The organism is Micromonospora endophytica, from assembly GCF_003236305.1.
GTDB classification, from domain to species: domain Bacteria; phylum Actinomycetota; class Actinomycetes; order Mycobacteriales; family Micromonosporaceae; genus Micromonospora; species Micromonospora endophytica.
Genome location: NZ_POTX01000050.1, coordinates 1 through 19,551, shown reverse-complemented (window position 1 = coordinate 19,551; position 19,551 = coordinate 1). Strand labels below are relative to the sequence as shown.

At 71.6% G+C, this 19,551-nt stretch carries 18 protein-coding genes; 11 read left to right on the top strand and 7 right to left on the bottom strand.

The genetic code is table 11. From position 1 onward, the window contains the following. Nucleotides 1–147: 147 nt before the first annotated feature. The 3 genes from C1I93_RS10375 to C1I93_RS10365 all read left to right on the top strand — a co-directional run bounded on the left by C1I93_RS10375 (nt 148) and on the right by C1I93_RS10365 (nt 5,478). Nucleotides 148–837, top strand: coding sequence for a LysE family transporter (locus tag C1I93_RS10375; protein WP_111243033.1), 690 nt, complete (start codon nt 148–150; stop codon nt 835–837). A 216-nt stretch (nt 838–1,053) separates the two neighbouring features. Then, the gene (locus C1I93_RS10370) at nt 1,054–4,746 is read left to right on the top strand and encodes a reprolysin-like metallopeptidase (RefSeq protein WP_223256560.1); all 3,693 of its coding nucleotides are present in this window, start codon (nt 1,054–1,056) and stop codon (nt 4,744–4,746) included. Nucleotides 4,747–4,821: 75 nt separating this feature from the next. Then, a complete protein-coding gene (locus C1I93_RS10365) occupies nt 4,822–5,478 on the top strand; it encodes an acVLRF1 family peptidyl-tRNA hydrolase (RefSeq protein WP_111243045.1) in 657 nt (218 codons plus the stop codon). Here C1I93_RS10365 and C1I93_RS10360 read toward each other — a convergent pair. Both C1I93_RS10360 and C1I93_RS10355 read right to left on the bottom strand, forming a co-directional pair. Next, nucleotides 5,475–6,497, bottom strand: coding sequence for a hypothetical protein (locus C1I93_RS10360; RefSeq protein WP_111243032.1), 1,023 nt, complete (start codon nt 6,495–6,497; stop codon nt 5,475–5,477). The two genes, C1I93_RS10365 and C1I93_RS10360, sit on opposite strands and share 4 nt — an antisense overlap. A gap of 49 nt (nt 6,498–6,546) precedes the next feature. Further along, nucleotides 6,547–6,993, bottom strand: a complete 447-nt coding sequence (locus C1I93_RS10355; protein WP_223256558.1) for a hypothetical protein — start codon at nt 6,991–6,993, stop codon at nt 6,547–6,549. A 228-nt stretch (nt 6,994–7,221) separates the two neighbouring features. On the opposite strand from C1I93_RS10355, the gene C1I93_RS10350 reads away from it, so the two are divergent. Next, nucleotides 7,222–7,419 (top strand): hypothetical protein, encoded by a 198-nt coding sequence (locus C1I93_RS10350; RefSeq protein WP_111243030.1) that lies wholly within the window; start codon nt 7,222–7,224, stop codon nt 7,417–7,419. 60 nt (nt 7,420–7,479) lie between these two features. On the opposite strand, the gene C1I93_RS10345 is transcribed toward C1I93_RS10350, so the two are convergent. Together C1I93_RS10345 and C1I93_RS10340 are read right to left on the bottom strand one after the other, a co-directional pair. After that, the gene (locus C1I93_RS10345; RefSeq protein WP_111243029.1) at nt 7,480–7,917 is read right to left on the bottom strand and encodes a VOC family protein; all 438 of its coding nucleotides are present in this window, start codon (nt 7,915–7,917) and stop codon (nt 7,480–7,482) included. Continuing rightward, nucleotides 7,914–8,504, bottom strand: coding sequence for a DinB family protein (locus tag C1I93_RS10340; RefSeq protein ID WP_111243028.1), 591 nt, complete (start codon nt 8,502–8,504; stop codon nt 7,914–7,916). The genes C1I93_RS10345 and C1I93_RS10340 overlap by 4 nt, the downstream gene beginning before the upstream one ends. A gap of 62 nt (nt 8,505–8,566) precedes the next feature. Here C1I93_RS10340 and C1I93_RS10335 point away from each other — a divergent pair, with 62 nt between their 5' ends. Further along, complete coding sequence (locus C1I93_RS10335; RefSeq protein ID WP_111243027.1) at nt 8,567–9,526, top strand: helix-turn-helix transcriptional regulator; 960 nt, start codon at nt 8,567–8,569, stop codon at nt 9,524–9,526. Nucleotides 9,527–9,586: 60 nt separating this feature from the next. Here the strand turns inward: C1I93_RS10335 and ypfJ are convergent, their stop codons facing one another. Then, nucleotides 9,587–10,498, bottom strand: coding sequence for a KPN_02809 family neutral zinc metallopeptidase (gene ypfJ, locus C1I93_RS10330; RefSeq protein ID WP_111243026.1), 912 nt, complete (start codon nt 10,496–10,498; stop codon nt 9,587–9,589). 230 nt (nt 10,499–10,728) lie between these two features. Here ypfJ and C1I93_RS10325 point away from each other — a divergent pair, with 230 nt between their 5' ends. The 6 genes from C1I93_RS10325 to C1I93_RS10300 all read left to right on the top strand — a co-directional run bounded on the left by C1I93_RS10325 (nt 10,729) and on the right by C1I93_RS10300 (nt 17,837). Continuing rightward, nucleotides 10,729–12,336: an ABC-F family ATP-binding cassette domain-containing protein gene (locus C1I93_RS10325; RefSeq protein ID WP_111243025.1), complete on the top strand. Its 1,608-nt coding sequence runs from the start codon at nt 10,729–10,731 to the stop codon at nt 12,334–12,336. A 258-nt stretch (nt 12,337–12,594) separates the two neighbouring features. After that, the gene (locus tag C1I93_RS10320; protein ID WP_007072022.1) at nt 12,595–12,822 is read left to right on the top strand and encodes a helix-turn-helix domain-containing protein; all 228 of its coding nucleotides are present in this window, start codon (nt 12,595–12,597) and stop codon (nt 12,820–12,822) included. A gap of 46 nt (nt 12,823–12,868) precedes the next feature. Beyond that, nucleotides 12,869–13,636, top strand: coding sequence for an enoyl-CoA hydratase/isomerase family protein (locus tag C1I93_RS10315; protein ID WP_111243024.1), 768 nt, complete (start codon nt 12,869–12,871; stop codon nt 13,634–13,636). A 116-nt stretch (nt 13,637–13,752) separates the two neighbouring features. Further along, nucleotides 13,753–15,729, top strand: a complete 1,977-nt coding sequence (locus C1I93_RS10310; RefSeq protein ID WP_111243044.1) for an ABC transporter ATP-binding protein — start codon at nt 13,753–13,755, stop codon at nt 15,727–15,729. Between the two features lie 65 nt (nt 15,730–15,794). After that, nucleotides 15,795–16,472, top strand: a complete 678-nt coding sequence (locus C1I93_RS10305) for a PadR family transcriptional regulator (RefSeq protein WP_111243043.1) — start codon at nt 15,795–15,797, stop codon at nt 16,470–16,472. Nucleotides 16,473–16,631: 159 nt separating this feature from the next. Next, the gene (locus C1I93_RS10300) at nt 16,632–17,837 is read left to right on the top strand and encodes an FAD-dependent oxidoreductase (RefSeq protein WP_111243023.1); all 1,206 of its coding nucleotides are present in this window, start codon (nt 16,632–16,634) and stop codon (nt 17,835–17,837) included. 46 nt (nt 17,838–17,883) lie between these two features. Here the strand turns inward: C1I93_RS10300 and mug are convergent, their stop codons facing one another. Together mug and C1I93_RS10290 are read right to left on the bottom strand one after the other, a co-directional pair. Beyond that, a complete protein-coding gene (mug, locus tag C1I93_RS10295) occupies nt 17,884–18,408 on the bottom strand; it encodes a G/U mismatch-specific DNA glycosylase (RefSeq protein ID WP_223256748.1) in 525 nt (174 codons plus the stop codon). 173 nt (nt 18,409–18,581) lie between these two features. Next, nucleotides 18,582–19,343 (bottom strand): SDR family oxidoreductase, encoded by a 762-nt coding sequence (locus tag C1I93_RS10290; RefSeq protein ID WP_111243021.1) that lies wholly within the window; start codon nt 19,341–19,343, stop codon nt 18,582–18,584. Nucleotides 19,344–19,551: the final 208 nt, after the last annotated feature.

Here is a 19,551-nt window from a genome sequence, read left to right as displayed (position 1 = left end):
ATATGGCTGGCGGCGGGTGGCGTGGCCGTCGCAGGATGACCGCGTGAGTGAGACGTACCCGATGCAGCCGTTTCCTGTCGCCGTGGCTACCGCCGCACGCCGACAGCAGCCGACTGCGGGTCCGGTCTCGACACACCGCGTACGGTCGTGACCGGCGCGTTCCTGGCCGGCCTGATAGCCGGCTACGGTGTCGCCATCCCGGTCGGTGCGATCGCCGTGCTCATCCTCGGACTTGCCGCCCGCACCTCGTTCCGGGTGGGGGCGTCCGCCGCGCTCGGTGTGGCCACCGCGGACGGCATCTACGCCGGGGTGGCCGCGTTCGGCGGGGCCGTCGTCGCCGGTTGGCTGGCCCCGCTGGCCACACCGCTGCGGCTGATCGCGGCGGCGGTACTGTTCGCGCTTGCCGTGCATGGCGCCTGGCGGGCGTGGCGTTCGCGCAGGTCGGCCCGGCCGGCGACCGGCCCGGCGGACCAGCCGCGCGGTGTGGACCAACCCGGCGGCGCGGGTCGGTCGAGTGTCGGAGTCGGGCGACGACTGGAGACTCCGGCGCGGGCGTTCGTCGGGATCCTCGCGCTGACCATGCTCAATCCGGCCACTGTCGTCTACTTCACCGCGTTGGTGCTCGGCCGGGCGGATCTGGGTGGCTCCGGGACCGCCGTCGCCGTGCTGTTCACCTTCGGCGTGTTCACCGCCTCGGCAAGTTGGCAGCTGCTGATCGCCGCTGGCGGCACGGTGATCGGCCGGGTGCTCACCGGCGACCGGGGCCGCCTGGTCACCGCCCTACTGTCCAGCATCATCATCGCGGCACTCGCCCTCGCCATGCTCATCGATCGCTGAAGCGCGATCACCCACTTCGGACTGATGACGCGGTGGTGACGTACCTGTTGCGACTCGCCGGCCCTGCCACCGTGCCATGGGTTCTTCCGCTTTTCGGTGGATGTTCGGCATCCGCCGTCCGCCTAGGGTGCATTCAGATCCGTAGATCATCCGCGGCCGTCCCGTCGACCCGGGACGGCGCGGATCGGTCTCACCCTTCACGAGCAGGGAGCTGACTTGAGGATCCTCCGCACCCCTCAACCGGGCGGTCGCGCACGCCGTGGCCGGCTGGCCGGCATCCTGGTCGCCGCGCTGACCGCGGCGATGCTGCCGGTGCTGGCGGCACCGGCACCGGCCAGCGCCGCACCCGCCGGCGACGGGCCATGGCGCAAGGTGGACGGCAAGCCCGCCGCGACCAAGTCCGGCCGGGCCGCCGCCATCAAGGCGACCCGGCTGAGCGCGTACACCCTGGACCGCGCCGGCATCAAGGGCGTGCTGGACAAGGCACCCACGGAGAACCGTCGGGCGCTGCGCCAAGCGAGCCAGGTGGTGTCGCTGCCCGCGCCGGACGGCACCTTCCAACGCTTCCAACTGGTGAAGTCACCGGTGATGGAAGCCGGCCTGGCCGCGAGGCATCCGGAGATCACCACGTACGCGGGCCGTGGTCTGGATGATCCGACCGCGACGATGCGGGCGGACCTGACCCCACTCGGCTTCCACGCCTCGGTCCGCTCGGCCGACGGCGCCTGGTACATCGACCCCTACTACCAGCGCGACCAGAGCCTGTACGCCAGCTACTTCGCCCGTGACCTGGAGAACCGGCACGGTGACTTCGTCGAGCGGGAGGACGTCGAGTCGGCGGCCCACGCGCTGCACGACGAGATCCACGAGGCGCACGACGAGCCGGTGGTGGGCCCGCTGGTGACGCTGCGCACCTACCGCCTCGCGTTCGTCACCGACCCGTCGTACGCCACCTACTTCGGCGCGGAGAACGTGACCGCGGCGAAGGTGACGCTGGTCAACCGGGTGAACCAGATCTACGAGGACGAGACCGCGATCCGGCTCGTCCTAGTCGACGAGACCGACAAGACCAACTTGAACACCCCGGCGCTGGCCACCGAGCCGAACGGCCCGTGCGGCGCTGCCGCCTGCTACACCCCGGCCCAGCTCAGCGGGTGCAGCAGCGGCCTGCTCAACCGCAACCGGATCGTGCTCGGCCAACTCGTCGGGGCCGGCAACTACGACGTCGGCCACATCGGACTCGGTCTCGCCGGCGGCGGCATCGCCGGTCTCGGCGTGGTCGGCGGCGACGGCAAGGCCCGGGGCTGCACCGGCCTGCCGAACCCGGTCGGCGACTACTTCGCGGTCGACTACGTGGCACACGAGATCGGCCACCAGTTCGCCGGCAACCACACCTTCAACGGCAACCAGTGGAACTGCTCCGGCGGCAACCGCAGCGCGGCCAACTCGTACGAGCCGGGCAGCGGTTCGTCGATCATGGCGTACGCCGGCATCTGCCAGCAGGACAACCTCCAGCCGCACACCGATCCGTACTGGTCGCACCGCACCTACACCGAGATCACGAACTTCGTGACCTCGACCCGCCCGGCGATCAACGAGGTGCAGACGGTGTCGCTGCGCGACTTCGACACCGACGGTGACTCGTTCACCGTCACCTACGGCGGCGCGGACTCGGCACCGATCGTGCGCGGGATCAACTACACCACCGCGGGCATCAAGGCGGCGATCGAGTCGATCGCGGGCTGGCCGGCGGGCGGCACGGTGAACGTGGCCGCCTTCGGCGGCAGCGGCACGCTCAACGACACCGGCTTCCAGGTCACCTTCGCTGGCGCCCTGGCCGGCACCAACGTCGCCGCGCTCACCCTCACCAACCTCAGTGGTGCCGCCGGTTTCGTCGGTGAAACCGCCAAGGGCGGCGCCATCGACAACGGCGGCCACCTGGTCGAGCAGACCACCAACCACGCTCCCGTGGTCACCGTGCCGGGCAACGTCACCATTCCGGTGCGTACGCCGTTCGCGCTGACCGGCAGCGCCACCGACGCCGACCGTGACCCGATCACGTACCTCTGGGAGCAGAACGACAGGGGTGGCAGCGCCGGCACCGCGCTGGTGAACAACACCAAGACCAATGGCCCGCTGTTCCGGGTCTTCGGCGAGCCGGCGTGGGTGTCGCCGGAGGACGCCCTGAAGTACCACTCGCCGGGCCAGAACGCGGTCACCACCAACTCGACCCGGGTCTTCCCGGACCTCAAGCAGGTCCTGGCGGGCAACACCAACGCGGCCACGGGTGCCTGCCCGGCCGCCCCGGCACCGCCGGCCAGCGGTAGCGCCTCGAACGTGCCGCCGGAGATCCTGGACTGCTACTCGGAGTTCCTGCCCACCCGGGACTGGGTCGGTGTCAACAACGACCGGACCCTCAACTTCAAGCTCACCGCCCGCGACGGCCGGCTGGGTGGCGGTGGCGTCGGCAGCGCCAACGTCGCCCTGACGCTGGCCCCGGAGGCCGGGCCGTTCCTGGTCACCTCGCAGGCCGACGCCGCCGTCCTCGACGGTGCCTCGGCCCAGACCGTGACCTGGGACGTGGCCGGCACCGACGTGGCACCGGTGAACGTCAGCACCGTGAAGATCACGCTTTCCGCCGACGGCGGCGAGACCTTCCCGTACGTGCTGGCCGAGAGCACGCCGAACACCGGTAGCGCCACGGTGCACCTGCCGAACGTGGCGACCGGAGCGGCGCGACTCAGGATCGAGGCGGTGGGCAACGTCTTCTTCGCCGTCAACGACGCCGAGTTCACCATCCGGTCCGCCCCCGAGGTGTCCGACAACGCCACGGCAGGCGGGGCCAGCGTCCAGTACAGCGATCCGCTGTCGCCGACGGTGACGGTCACCGCGTCCGACGCCGACGGTCCCGGCACGGCACTCACCGCGTCCGCCACCGGCCTGCCGGTCGGCCTGGCCCTGACCGTGGCGGACACCTCCGCGACGGACACCCGGCCCGGCACCCGGAGCTGGACGGTCACCGGCACCGCGACGGCAGCCCCGGGCGACTACCCGGTCACCGTCGCCGTCTCCGACGGCACCGGCCTGGCCGGCAGCACCTCGTTCACCATCCGGATCACGCGCGAGGACGCGGCGGCGACCTGGGTCGGTGACACGCTGGTGAGCACCGCGAATCGTGGCGACGCCGGCAAGGCGCTGCTGCGGGTCGTGCTGCGGGACAGCTCCGTGCTGCCCTCGGCGACCGACCCCACCGCCGGTGACCTGGGCAACGCCACGGTGACCTTCACCGCGGGCGGAGCGACGCTCTGCACCGCCGTGGTGGACCTGCTCGGCACCGCCACCACCACCGGTTCGGCGGCCTGCGCGGCCACCCTGCCGGCGGGCACGCACCAGGTCACCGCGACGGTCGGTGGGTACTACACCGGCCGGACCACCGCCACGGTCCGGGTGGCCGGCTCCGACGGCGGCTTCCTCACCGGTGGCGGCCACCTCACGGTGAACCGGTCCGCCGGGAGGTACCCGGCCGACCGGAACTCGAAGGTCGAGGTGGAGCTGACCGCGAAGCCCGCCACGGGCAAGAAGACCGCCTCGGGCAAGGCCGACATCGAGTTTCGCTCCGGCGGCAAGACCTTCCAGGTCAAGGCCACCACCATCGACGGCATCGGGATGACCTCGACCGGCCGGACCGCCGAGGTGCGCTACCGGGCCGGCCTGTACGACAGCAAGGGCAAGCTGGTGACCAGCGGCCTGACGCTTGCGGTCACGGTGACCGACCGGGGCACCCCCGGCCGCAACGACAGCGTCGGGCTGACCCTGTGGCAGGGCGGTCTACTGCTCTTCTCGTCCGACTGGACCGGGGCGGGGACCGGCGAGGTGAAGCTGACCGGCGGCAACCTCACGGTGCACTGACCGGCGGGCAGGCGGGGAGGACCGTCACCCGATGCCCTCCCCGCCTGCCGCTCTACCGTGCCGTACGGTCGGGTGATGAACAGCCAACCCGCTGCCGGGGGCGGCCGGTGGGTCACTGTCGATCCGGCCCGGCTCGGCCGGTGGATCGAGGGCTTCGCCGACCGGCACGGCCCGCCCGTGGTCGCCGGCCACGAGCACGGACTGACGCTGACCGCGCCGGACGGTGCGACCGCCGAACTGCACGCGCCACCTGGTGCACCTGTCGCCGCCGACCTGGAAACCTTCGTGACCGAGGCCGTCGTGGCCCGCCGGATCGGGCTGCTGCTGGCCCGCAAGGGCGCGGTGGCGATAGGCGTCGCGGAAGGGGAGCGGCTGCCGCTGCACAAGGTGGACACCCGGTACGTGCAGGGGCGTACCGCCGCGGGTGGGTGGTCGCAGCAGCGGTTCGCGCGGCGGCGGGACAACCAGGCGAAGGCGGCGCTCGCCGACGCCGTCGAAATCGCGGTCCGGCTGCTGTTGCCGCAGGCTGACCGGCTGGACGCGGTGGTCGGCGGTGGGGACCGACGGGCGGTGGACAGCATCCTGGCCGACCGCCGGCTGGCGCCGTTGGCCGCGCTGCGCGCCGGCCGGCTGCTGGACGTGCCGGAGCCCCGGCACGCGGTGCTGCTGGCCGCCGCTGTCGCCGCCCGTGCGGTCCGCATCCTGGTACGCGAACCGCAGGCGGACGGCTAGGAGGGACGCAGCGAGCCGTCGGTGATCTCGGATGGCCGGGCGCTGCTGACGGCAGGTGTGGCGACCGCGAGCGGGCCGGAGGTGTTGCTCCTGATCGAGGCGGCCCGCGAGGTGGCGATGGTCTCGCAGATGTTGCTGAAGGCGTCGCGGACCTTGCGTTCCTCCTCGAAGACGTCACCGCTGAGCTTGCTCAACGCGTCGCTGATGTTGACCGCCACCTCCTGGGCGGTGGGGGCGCTCAGGTCGTTGGTCTGGGGCGGGGTCGGCACCAGTCCCTGCGCCATGGTGCTGCCGATGATGAGGACGGCGCCGGCGACGGCCACGCCCCCGGTGGCGAGGGTGAGGCCGGTGCCGACGGCGATGCCGACAAGCGTCCCCCAGGTGTGGGCCTTCGGATCCTTGCTGTTGTTCAACTCCCGGACCGCGGCGATGGACTGGTCGAGCAACTCCACGACCGCCTTGCGGTACCGGATGTACATCACCTTGCTGCATTCGAGCTGTTCGCGGACGACCTTGGCCACCGCCGCCTGGTTGACCGAGACGTTCTGCAACGGCGTCAGGAAGTTGTCGATGAAGTTGACCTGAAGGTCACCCTCCCAGTGGTTCAGGTCCGATCGCACGTCGTTGATCCGGGAGAGGGCGGCGCTGGCCGGGACGAAGTTCCCCGCGCCGTCCTGGCTGCCCTGGAACGTACTCTCGATGGTGCGCAGACCGTCGATCATCGGGTTGATGGCGTCCGGGTCCGGCATCAGGTGCCGCTCGAACGCGGGCACCACCCACTCGTAGTACTCGTTGCGGACGTTCTGGCGATACCCCTCGATCTCCTCCGGCGGGATCGGCGACATCGGGCTCTCCGGGTGATCCCGCGCCCACTGCACGTCGACGGCCTTGCGCCAGGATTCCACGTCGTCGAGCGTCTGCCGGATCAGTTCCTGCTTCAACTGCTCGGCCTTGGTCCGTACGGTGCTCTCGTAGCTGCCGCCGCTGAGTTCGGCCGGGGTGGTCACGGTGTCGGTCATCGCAGGGGTGTCCTTCTGGCTGCCGGTGGGAGGTCGATGGCGCTGCCGGTCAGGGCAGTGGCGGCGGGGTGCCGGGGTGGTCGTCGGCGCCCTCCGCCGGCGGGTTCGACGCCGGATCGTCCAGGTTGTGGTTGCGGGGATCGTTGAGGTAGAGCCGCAGCGCGTCGGAGTTGACCTGATCGGTGTCGAGGTAGGCCTGGGTCGCCTGCCGGATGCCCTCCGCGCCGAGCTGGACGGTGTCGCCGATCTGCGTGTACATGTGCTGTAGCTCGTTGCGCAGCTCGGCCCAGGCCGCCCCCACCGGGCTCGACAACACGCTCGATCCCGGGGCGACGGGCGTGCTGTCCCGGAAGGCGTCGCCGTCGCTGGACGAGCCCGAACCGCGCGCGCCCGCGACCGTGCGGGCCGCGTCGTAGTAGACGTCGGCGATCCGGGGGAGGTGGACCTGCGAGACCCGCCAGAGGCGGTAGAGGTCGCCACCAACAACGTCAGCCATCATTCGTCCCCTGTGTCGGTAGGTGTCGTGTCGGTGCGGCGTCGGCCGAGCCGACGGGCGGTGGCCGCCGTGGGCGTACAGCCGCGCTCAGGACCGGCGGCGGCGGGCGACCGCCCAGCCGGCCGCCAGCAGGACCACCACGCCGGCCCCGGCGGCCCACAGCCACCATCGGGCACCCTCGCCGGCCTCGTCGTCCCGCGGTGACCGGTCCGGATTCGGACCACAGGCATGGCGGGCTGGTCGGTCCACCTGGAGAGCGGCTGTCTGCGCCGGCTCGGCGAGGTCGGCTTCCTGGCCGAACTGCACTCGGCGGTACAGGCCCTGTTCGCCGATCGGGAGCAGAAGATCAGCCTGGTCAAGGCCAAGTACTTCGACCTCGGCATCCCCCGCCGCTGGCGGGAACTGACCGACCAACTGCTGCGGTAGTGCCGCGGGCTCCGGGGGCGGTACGCCTGCCGCCCCGCGCCACCGCGGGGCGGCAGGCGCTCAGTCGAGGCAGAACTCGTTGCCCTCGGGGTCGGCCAGCACCAGGTGGCCGGCATCGAGTGGGGGACGGGGATCGTGCCGCCGGATCGGGGTGGCGCCGTACGAGATGAGCCGCTCGGCCTCCGCCTCCAGGGCCGCCATCCGCGCGTCGCCGTCGAGCCCCGGCGCGGCGCGTACATCGAGGTGCACCCGGTTCTTGGTCTCCTTGTCCTCCGGCACCCGCTGGAAGAACAGTCGCGGTCCACGGCCTTCGGGGTCGATCACCGCCGAGGCATTGTTGCGCTGGTCGGGCGGTATGCCCATGGCGTCGAGAGCCTGCTCCCAGGAGGCGAAGCCTGGGGGCGGATCCGCCAGCCGGTAGCCGAGCGCCTCGGCCCAGAACGCGGCCAACCCGGCCGGGTCGGCGCAGTCGAAGGTGATCTGCACATCGCGGGTCATGCCGGTCCGTCTCCAGTTCGTGGTTGTGGATGAGAGTGCTGGTACAGGTCGCGCAGCAGGCACACCTCGGCCAGGTGGTGGATCAGCTCGCGGTTGATGTGCAGCAGGAGCGTTGCCAGCGGCTGCTCGGCGTACGGGCCCTCCGCCGGCCCACAGGGGCGGGCCATACCGGCCGGGCCGAGCGACTCGACCCCGGCCAGCCAGGTGGCGTACTCCGCGTCGAGCTGGGACAGTGCCGCAGCGGCGGTCGGGGCGTACGGGAAGGACCCGTAGTCGGTGGCCGCGCGACCGAAGTGCGCGGCGTTGCGTACCGCGAGCACGCCGACGATCACGTGGCCGAGGCGCCAGGAGATCGTCGTGAACGGCGGCGGGTCGGGCTCCGGCATCGCGAAGTCGATGGTCATCGCAGCGGAACCGGCCTGCACCGGCGCGGTGGAGGTGCCACGCGGGCGCACGCTCCAACAACCGGGCATCGGCTCCCAGAAGTACTCGTCGTCGGTGAGACCGGCGAGACGACTGCGGAGCTGGTGGGTCCAGTGCCAGTCGAACTGCTCCCGGAGCAGCGTGTGGTAGTCCTGGTCGGTCATGGTCCCCAGCCTGGTACGGATACCGGACAGAGTCGTTCCGGAATCGGTGCCACGATGCGGTTATGACAGTGGAGGCCACCACCGAACGGGTGCTGCGGTTGCTGTCGCTGCTCCAGCGGCGGCCCTCCTGGACCGCCGCCGAACTCGCCGCCGACCTGGGCGTCACCGATCGCTCGGTACGCCGTGACGTGCAGCGGCTGCGTGCCCTCGGCTACCCCGTGCACGCGACGACGGGGGTGGGCGGCGGCTACCAGCTCGGTGCGGGCAGCCGACTGCCGCCGCTGCTCTTCGACGACGAGGAGGCGGTTGCGGTTGCGGTGTCGGTCCGGCTGGCGGCGGGTGGCACGGTCACCGGTGCCGCCGAGGCGGCCCTGCGGGCGCTGGCCAAGCTCGACCAGGTGATGCCGCCCCGGCTGCGCGCCGAGGTACGGGCGGTGCACGGTGCCACCGAGACGCTTGTCGCCCCGGGCGTCGAGATCGACTCGGAGCTGCTGGTGACGCTGGCGCGGGCGTGCCGCGACACGGTGCGGGTCCGGTTCCGTCACGTCGGCCGGGACGGCGGGGAGCACGAGCGCACCGTCGAGCCGCTGCGGATGGTCACCACCGGCCGCCGCTGGTATCTGATGGCGTACGACGTCGACCGCGACGACTGGCGTACCTTCCGGCTGGACCGGATGCGTCAGGTGAAGGCGACCACCTGGCGCTTCGCGGTGCGGGAACACCCGGACCCGGTCGCTTTCGTGCAGCGGTCCGTGACTGCGGCGCCGTACCGCTATCTCGCCCGGGTGCGGGTGCACGCGCGGCCGGAGCAGGTGCGGGAGCGGGTGCCGCCACAGGTGGGGCGGGTCGAGCCCGACCGCGCCGGGTGGTGTCAGCTCGTCGTGGGTGGGGACGACCTGGACTGGCTCGCCGCGCACGTGGCCCGGCTGGATTTTCCCGCCGAGGTGCTGGAGCCGGTGGAGCTGCGGGAGGCCGCCGCCCGGCTCGCCCGGCGCCTCGCGGCGATGGCCGGCACCGGCTGACCACGACCGGCGACCCGTGCGGACCGTCCTCGGCCCGCACGGGCGTCGATCCGCAGCGGGTCAGACCGCGCCGCTGAACGTGTCGCAGGCGGCCGGATCACCGTTGGCGTAACCCCGGTTGAACCACTCCCGGCGCTGCGCGGACGAGCCGTGGGTGAACTCGTCGGGGTTCACCGGGCGGTCGGCGCGCTTGGAGATGGCGTCGTCGCCGATGGCCTCGGCGGTGTCGATGGCCTCGGCGATGTCCGTCTCGGTGATGCTGGTGAAGATCTTCTGGCCGCGGTCGTCGGCGGTGCCGGTGGCGTTCTTCGCCCAGGCGCCCGCGTAGCAGTCGGCCTGGAGTTCCAGGCGTACCGACAGCTCGTTGGCGGCGCCCGGGTCACGCTGCTGCTGGCGGCGGACCTGCTCGTTGGTGCCGAGCAGGTTCTGCACGTGGTGGCCGTACTCGTGGGCCAGCACGTACGGCTGGGCGAACTCACCGCTGGCGCCGAGCTGCTCGGCCAGCACCTGGTAGAAGGAGAGGTCGATGTAGACCAGCGAGTCGGCCGGGCAGTAGAACGGGCCGACACCGGAGTCGGCCTGGCCGCAGGCGGTGTTGACGCCCTGGCTGAAGAAGACCGTCCGGGTCGGCCGGTACTGCTCACCGAGCGCCTGCGGCAGGGCGGTCTGCCAGTACGCCTGGATCGAGTTGACGTACAGGGTGTTGCGGCAGTCCAGCTGCTCCAGCGCGTCCGGGGCCTCGCACCGCTGCTCCAGCGCCGTGTTGTCACCGCCCTGCTCGCCGCCGGTCATGGCGTTCAGGCCGAACCCGCCACCGACGAGGGCGACGAGCACGGCGATGACGATGCCGACGATGCCGCCGCGTCCGCCGCCGATCGGGATGGGGATGCCCATCCCACCGCCGCCTCCGCCGCTGCCTCGCCGGTCCTCCACCTGGCTGGTGTCGATGCGGGCATTCTCGTTCAGCTCCATGATGACCCCGATCAGTCAGTGGCTCGCGGGCCGACCGCTCCGGCTGGCGAACCGGGTACCCGACGATCTTGGTCGGTAATCCCCGATGGGTCTCGGCCGGGTGCCGGTACAATTGCCGGGTGCTGCGCTGCGAAGGCTGAACGCCCCGCGCCGACGGGTGAATTTCGACCCGCCGGCGCTTTCGTGTGCCCCGAGTCAGCCCTTCGAGCCCCCGAGAGCGAGTCCCCAAGATGATCACTGCCAGCGGCCTGGAACTGCGCGCCGGCGCCCGGATCCTGCTGTCCGACACCACGCTGCGGGTGCAGCCGGGCGACCGGATCGGCCTGGTCGGCCGCAACGGCGCCGGCAAGACCACCACGCTCAAGGTGCTCGCCGGCGAGGGACAGCCGTACGCCGGGCAGATCGACAGGCGCAGCGCCGTCGGCTACCTCCCGCAGGATCCGCGTACCGGTGACCTGGATGTCACCGGCCGGGACCGGGTGCTCTCCGCCCGCGGCCTGGACGTGCTGATGTCGCAGATGAAGGAGTTGGAGCAGCGCCTCGCCGACGACGGCGGTGACGAGAAGCTGGTCCGCCGCTACGGCGCGCTGGAGGACCAGTTCGCCGCCCTCGGCGGGTACGCGGCCGAGGCCGAGGCGGCCCGGATCTGCGCCAACCTTGGGCTGCCCGACCGGGCCCTGGCCCAGACCATCGGCACCCTCTCCGGCGGCCAGCGTCGCCGCATCGAGCTGGCCCGGATCCTGTTCCGGGACGCGGGCGAGAACGGCGGCGGCATCCTGCTGCTCGACGAGCCCACCAACCACCTGGACGCCGATTCGATCACCTGGCTGCGCGGCTTCCTCAGCAACCACAAGGGCGGCCTGGTGGTCATCTCGCACGACGGCGACCTGCTGGAGTCGGTGGTCAACAAGGTCTGGTTCCTGGACGCCACCCGGTCCGTCGTCGACATGTACAACCTGGGCTGGAAGGCGTACCTGGAGGCCCGGGAGACCGACGAGCGGCGGCGTCGCCGCGAGCGGGCCAACGCCGAGAAGAAGGCCGGCGCGCTGATGGCCCAGGCGGACAAGATGCGGGCCAAGGCCACCAAGACCGTCGCCGCGCAGAACATGGCCCGCCGCGCCGAGCGGCTGATGTCCGGCCTGGAGGAGGTACGCGTCGCCGACAAGGTGGCGAAGGTGCGCTTCCCCGCCCCGGCCCCCTGCGGCAAGACGCCGCTGACCGCGACCGGCCTGTCCAAGTCGTACGGCTCCCTGGAGATCTTCACCGACGTCAACGTGGCGGTGGACCGGGGTTCCCGGGTGGCCATCCTCGGCCTCAACGGTGCTGGCAAGACCACCCTGCTGCGGATGCTCGGCGGCCTGCTGACGCCGGACACCGGCGAGGTGCATCCCGGCCACGGGCTGCGACTGGGTTACTACGCCCAGGAGCACGAGACGTTGGACGTGCAGCGGACCGTGCTGGACAACATGCGGGCCGCCGCGATCGAGCAGACCGACACCGAGCTACGGAAGATCCTCGGCGCGTTCCTCTTCTCCGGCGAGGACGTGGACAAGCCCGCCGGGGTGCTCTCCGGCGGGGAGAAGACCCGGCTGGCCCTGGCCACCCTGGTCTGTTCCGGCGCCAACGTACTGCTGCTCGACGAGCCGACCAACAACCTCGACCCGGTCAGCCGGGAGCAGGTGCTCGACGCCATCGCCCGCTATCCGGGGGCGATCGTGCTGGTCACTCACGACCCGGGCGCGGTCAGCGCGCTCAAGCCCGACCGCGCCATCCTGCTGCCCGACGGCGACGAGGACGCCTGGAGCGACGACCTCCTCGAACTCGTCGAACTCGCCTGAGGTGTAAGGAAGGGCCCCCTATTAACGCCTCGTGTATAGCAGGGGCCCCCTTTTAACAAAGTTGTGGAGCGGCCGGCGCAGCCAAGCGCGAGCGGCCCACCCGTTGTCATACACGGACGGTGACGTCACCTATCGGGAAGCTGACATTGCATAGCGTGTCGGTTGGCGAATAGTTGATATCTGGCGCATGATCGTTCGAGGCGGTCTAATAGGTGGGACCGTATCCGAACCGCACAGTCTGGGACGTGAGGACACAGCATGGCAGCCACGGGCACAGCCACCAGCACTGAGAAGGGTCGCCGGATCGTCGGAGCCGAGCGTCAGACGCTCGCCAAGGACCTGGTCAAGCGGTACACCGGGGGAGAGAGCATCCGCGCGCTCGCGGCCTCGACCGGCCGCTCCTACGGTTTTATCCACCGGGTGCTCACCGAGTCCGGAGTGCAACTACGACAGCGCGGCGGCGCCCGGCGTCGCAAGAAGGCGTGACGCGCCCGCCAGCGTTGCCCACCACCACCGAGACCCGGGCCGCCCGGTGACCGCCGAGGCGACCGGGGTCCGGCTGGACTGCGACGGGCCGGTAGCCACAGTCACCCTGTGCCGGCCCGACGTGCTCAACGCGCAAACACCCGCCATGTGGCGCGCGATGCGCGAATTCTCCCGCGACCTGCCCGGTGACGTACGCGTCGTGATCGTCCGGGGCGAGGGGCGGGCATTCTCCGCCGGTCTCGACCTCGCGGTCGTGGGCGCCTCCGGGCCGGACTCCTTCGCCGAGCTGTCCACCCTGCCCGAGGCGGACTGCGCCGATCGCATCGCGGATCTCCAGGGCGCGTTCACCTGGCTGCATCGGCCGGACGTCGTGTCGATCGCCGCCGTACGCGGACATGCCATCGGCGCCGGCTTCCAGTTGGCGCTCGCCTGCGACCTGCGGGTGCTGGCCGAGGATGCGAAGTTGTCGATGGCCGAGGTCACGCTGGGCCTGGTGCCGGATCTGGCCGGCACCAAGCGCCTGGTCGAGCTGGTCGGCTACGCCCGGGCGTTGGAGATCTGCGCCACCGGCCGGCGGATGGACGCCGTCGAGGCGGATCGCGTCGGCCTGGCGAATCTGGTCGTACCCGGTGATGAGCTGGACGACGCGGTGCGCGACCTGGCCGCGGCGCTGCTCGCCCACGACCGGGACGCCGTGGTGGAGATCAAGGCGCTGCTCGCCGGGGCGAGCGGGCGAAGCCACGCCGAGCAACAGCGCGCCGAGCGGGAGGCGCAGACGCGACAGCTGCGCGCGTTGGCCGGCCACGGCGAGTAACGTGTAAGGACCGTCGGGGAAGAATGGTGTTACTCGCGAGGTTGTCGTAGGCATCGGGAGAATGGACCCGACGGCGTGCTGAGTGCGACGACCCGGAGGTGACCGTGTCCAACCACATGACCGCCGGCGGCATGGGCGGTTGGAGCATGCTCCGGTCGATGCGCAGCCGCGACGAGATCTCCACCCACCGGTTGCAGCGCGGCGTCGGCCGCCGCATCGTGGCGTTCGCCCAACCCTACCGCCGCGACATCATCATCTTCCTGATCACGGTGGTGGTGGCCGCGGTGATCGGGGTGGCCACCCCGCTGCTGGCCGGTGACGTCATCGACGCGATCACCCGGGGCGGCGCCGAGGCCGCCGCGCTGGTGATCCGGCTGGCCCTGTTCATCGCCGCCCTCGCGGTCGCCGACGCCCTGCTCTCGCTGGCCCAACGGTGGTATTCCGCGCGCATCGGCGAGGGCATCATCCTGGACCTGCGCACCCGGGTCTACGACCACGTGCAACGGATGCCGCTGCAGTTCTTCACCCGCACCCAGACCGGCGCGCTGGTCAGTCGACTCAACAACGACGTGCTGGGCGCCCAGCGCGCCTTCACCTCGACGTTGTCCGGCGTGGTCAGCAACGTGATCCAACTGGTGCTCACCGCGGCGGTGATGTTCACCCTCTCCTGGCAGATCACCGCGCTGTCGCTGGTGCTGCTGCCGGTGTTCATCATCCCGGCCCGGCGGGTCGGCCGACGGTTGGCAGAGATCACGCGCGAGTCGTACAACCTCGACGCCAAGATGAACGCGACGATGACCGAACGGTTCGGCGTCGCGGGCGCGCTGCTGGTGAAGCTCTTCGGCCGACCGGACGCGGAGGCCGCGCGGTTCGCCGCCCGCGCCGAGCGGGTACGCGACATCGGCATCACCTCCGCGATGTACTCGCGGACGTTCTTCGTGGCGATGCTGCTGGTGGCCTCGTTGGCCCAGGCCCTCACCTACGGTCTCGGTGGCTGGCTGGCGGTGACCGGCGACGTCAGCGCCGGCACGGTGGTCACCCTGGCTCTGCTGCTCACCCGGCTCTATGGCCCGCTCACCGCGCTGAGCAACGTCCGGGTCGACGTGATGAGCGCGCTCGTCTCCTTCGACCGGGTCTTCGAGGTGCTCGACCTGGACCCGGCGATCAAGGAGCGGTCCGACGCGGTGCCGGTGCCCCGGGACGCCGGCACTGTCGAGTTCCGCGACGTGCGCTTCCGCTACCCCAGCGCCGCGGAGATCTCGCTGGCGTCGCTGGAGGAGGTCGCCGCCCTCGACCGTACGATCAACGAGCCGGTGCTCAAGGGCGTGTCCTTCAGGGTCGAACCGGGCCAGATGGTGGCCCTTGTCGGCCCCTCCGGCGCCGGCAAGTCGACGCTCTCCATACTGATCTCGCGCATCTACGACGTGACCGAGGGGCAGGTGCTGGTCGGCGGGGTGGACGTGCGCGACGCCACGCTCGACTCGCTGCGTGACGAGATCGGCGTGGTCACCCAGGACTCGCACCTGTTCCACGAGACCATCGCGGAGAACCTGCGCTACGCCAAGCCGGACGCCACCGACGACGAGTTGTGGGCGGCCCTCGCCGGTGCCCAGGTGGCCGATCTGGTCCGGTCGCTGCCCGACGGGCTGGAGACCACCGTCGGCGAGCGGGGCTACCGCTTCTCCGGCGGCGAGAAGCAGCGGATCGCCATCGCCCGGCTGCTGCTGAAGGCGCCGTCGATCGTGATCCTCGACGAGGCGACCGCGCACCTCGACTCGGAGAGCGAGGCGGCGGTGCAGCGGGCGCTGTCGGTGGCGTTGACCGGGCGTACCGCGTTGGTGATCGCGCACCGGCTCTCCACCGTCCGGGATGCCGACCAGATCCTGGTGCTGGACGGGGGACGGATCGTCGAGCGGGGCCGCCACGACGAGTTGGTCGCGGTGGGTGGCCTCTACGCCGAGCTGTACCGCACCCAGTTCGCGGTGGTCGACTCGCCGTCGCCGTACGCCGACGCGACCATGCCCGAGCCGGTGATCATCCCGACCCGGGAGTACGTCGCGGACGAGGCGTTGCCGCCAGCCGCCGCCAACTGACCCACCCACCCGGGGTCGATAGCTGTATACTCGCTTGCGAGTAATCGCGTGCGAGGGTGGTGCCGGTGGCCAAGCGACGCAAGGTCGGCAACCTCATGGCGCTGGCCGTGCTCTCCGTCCTGGCCCAACGGCCGATGCATCCGTACGAGATCGCCACGGCGCTGCGTGGGTGGGGCAAAGACCAGGACATGCCGATCAAGTGGGGCTCGCTCTACACGGTCGTCGGCAACCTCGATCGGCACGGGTTCATCGCGGCGGCGGAGAGCGTACGCGCCGGGCGGCGTCCCGAGCGGACGGTGTACCGGATCACCGACGCCGGCCGGGCCGAGCTTGTCGACTGGGCACGTGAACTGCTCGCCACCCCGATGACCGAGTACCCACGCTTCCGGGCCGGCCTGTCGGTGCTGGCCGCGCTGCATCCCGACGAGGCCGCCGAACTGCTGCGACAGCGACTGCATCAGCTTGTCGACAACCTCGCCACGGCCCGCGCCGCGCTGGCCGGGCACGCCACCGAGGTGCCCCGGCTGTTCCTGGTCGAGTCCGAGTACGACCTGGTGCTGGGCGAGGCCGAGGCGAGCTGGATCCGCGCTCTGCTCGCCGAGTTCGACGCGGGCACCTTTCCCGGCCTCGACCAGTGGCGGACGTTCCACGAGACCGGCGAGCTGCCGGCCGAGGTGGCAGCCCTCGCGGAACGCACAAGCACCCCGGAGAGGAGCGACAGCCCCGACGACACCTCGTCATGACGAACCGACCCCGGCGCGGTGCGCCAACACCGCGCCGGGGTCATCTCCTCACACCGCACCTGGGAAGGCGCTCGGCACGAGGCGGCAACCAACGAGCATAGCCGGGTTCCCTCCCAGGGCGGTTCGCCATGCACCGAACCGATTCCCTGGGAGGGAACAATGACCGACGTACGCACAGCGATCATCATCGGCGGCGGCATCGCCGGCCCGGTCGCGGCGCTCGCACTGAAGCGGGCCGGCATCACGGCGACCGTGTACGAGACGTACCCGAACACCGCCGGCGGCATCGGCGGCACCCTGGCGCTGGCCCCCAACGGCGTGGCGGCGCTGCGGATCGTGGGCGCGGACCAACTGGTGATCGACCTCGCCACGCCGATCCACCGCACCGTGCTGGCGTTCGGTGCGAACCGCATCGACCTGCCCGTGCTGCCCGGCGTCCCGCCGCTGCGGGTGGTGCACCGCAACGCCCTCAGCGGGCTGCTGCACCAGCGGGCCGAAGCCGAGGGCGTGCCGATCGAGTACGGCCGGCGCCTGGTCGACGCGCGGCAGACCCCCACCGGCGTCACCGCCAGGTTCGCCGACGGCAGTACCGCCAGTGCCGACCTCCTCATCGGCGCCGACGGGGTGCACTCCACGGTCCGCGCGCTTGTCGATCCGCAGGCGCCGGGACCCCGCTACACCGGCGTGCTCGGGTTCGAGTCTGTGGCGTCGCACCCCGTGGACGCCGAGCCCGGCACGATGACCTTCGCTTTCGGCCGGCGCGGCTACTACCTCTACTGGCCGGAGCCGGGCGGCGGCACCCGGTGGGGCGCGAACCTGCCCCAACAGCGGCCGCTGAGCCTGGCCGAGGCACGGGCGATCCGGCCCGCCGAGTGGTGGAACCGGCTGCGGGAGAGCTACGCCGACGACGATCCCGGTGCCGCGCTGATCCGTACCAGCGACCCGGACGAGTTGCAGGTCTCCGGATCGCTGCACATCATGCCTCGGGTGCCGCACTGGCACCGGGGTCGGATGGTGCTTGTCGGCGACGCGGTGCACGCACCGTCCAACAGCTCCGGGCAGGGGGCGTCGCTGGCCGTCGAGAGCGCCGTGCAGCTCGCCCGCTGCCTGCGTGACCTGCCGGACCTGCCGGCGGCCCTGGCCGCGTACGAGCGGTTGCGGCGCGCCCGGGTGGAGGGCATCGCCGCCCGCGCGGCCCGGATCAACCAGGCCAAGGCCCCGGGCCCGATGGGGCGGGTGGTCATGCCGCTGATGATGCGGTTGCTGATGCGGGTCGCGATGAAGCCGGAGCGGATTCTGGGACCCGAGCAGCGCTACACGATCGACTGGGCGGCGTCGGCCGCGACCGAAAGGTCACCCGCCTGACCTCGGCGGATGCGTCCGGCTCGCGGGCTGCTGGCCGGACGTGCCGTCACTGCTGCCGAGTGGCCTGGCGTAGTTCGGCGAAGGCCGCACCGAGGGTCTGCGGTGTGTAGTGCGCGTTCAGTCCGCTGGGATTGGGCAGCACCCACAACCGGGCGTCGGCCAGCGGCTCCGGCTGCGGGCCGAAGCCTGCCTTGGGCCGGGCGAACCCGATCCGGTACGCGGTCACCCCGACCACCGCCACCCAGCGGGGCCGGTACCGGGCCACCTTAGCGGTCAACGTCTGCGCGCCGGCCAGGAGTTCGGCCGGAGTCAGTTCGTCGGCGCGGGCACTGGCCCGGTCGACCATGTTGGTGATGCCGAGCCCCAACTCGGGCAACTCACCCTGCTCGCTGGGGTGCATCAGCCGCGGCGTGAAACCGCCCCGGTGCAGCGCCGGCCAGAACCGGTTGCCGGGGCGGGCGAAGTGCCAACCGGTCGCCGCCGACCACAACCCCGGGTTGATCCCGACGAAGAGCACGTCCAACCCGGTGGCGATCACGTCCGGCAGGGTGCGGTCGGCAGCCGCGGCCAACTCCTGCCGGGTGAACCGAGGGCTCGGCTGGCTCGGGCGACGCGGTGGGGATGGCCGGCGGAGTGGATCCGCTTGGGGTCGCGGATCGGGTCGGACCGGCGGGGCCGGCTGGCTCGGACGGCGCTTCGCGTCCGGGTGGTCGGCCGGCCGGTCGCCGCCGCCCGGCCCGGCGCTCACAGGCCGCGCAGCGCGCCACCGTCGACCGGGATGGTGACCCCGGTGAGGTAGCTCGCCGCAGGCGAGAGAACGAACGCGGCGACCCGACCGAATTCGGCCGGTTCGCCGATGCGGCGCAGCGGGATGCCAGCTTCCGCGTCGGCCCGAGCCCGCTCGGGATCGCCGCTGGCAGCGAAGAGTTCCCGGTTGCGGTCGGTCATGATCCGCCCCGGGAGCAGCCCGACGACTCGTACACCGCGCGGGCCGTACTCGTCGGCGACGTCCTTGGCGACGCCGGCCAGACCGGGCCGCAGCCCGTTGGAGATGCCCAGGCCGGGCACTGGGCTGCGGGCCGAGGTGGAGAGCACCAGCGCGATCGCGCCGCCGTCGGGCAACGCGGTGGCGACCGTGCGCACCATGCGTACGCTGCCCAGGAAGACAGTCTCGAAGGACTGCCGCCACTGCTGATCGTCGATCGAGGCGGCGCTGCCGGGCGGTGGGCCGCCGACCGAGACCAGCGCGCCGTCGAGCCGACCGAAGTGCTGCCGGGCGGCGGCGACAAGCCGCTCGGGCGTGTCCGGGTCGGCCAGGTCGGCGGTGATCCCGACGGCCCGCTCCGGCCCGCCGAGGTCGGCCACCGCAGTCGCCACCGCGTCGTCCCGCCGGGCGGCCAGGACCACCCGGGCACCGTCGGCGACCAGGCACTGTGCGGTGGCGTGGCCGAGGCCGCGAGAGGCGCCGGTGAGTACGTACACCCGGTCGGTCAGTCCGAGATCCATGCCATCGATCTTGCCGCAACCACGCCGACCCGGCATCCCTCCCGCCGCCCTACCCCGGTCGGCGGCCGCCCGGCGCGCCGGGGGGTGTCAAGCCGTACCCGGCTGGCGGCCTCCCGCCGCGCCGAGGGGTGTTAAGAAGGGGCCCCTTACCTGCACCAGGCGTTAATAGGGGTCCCCTCCTTTCCGAAAAGGCCAGCGACGGCGGGGG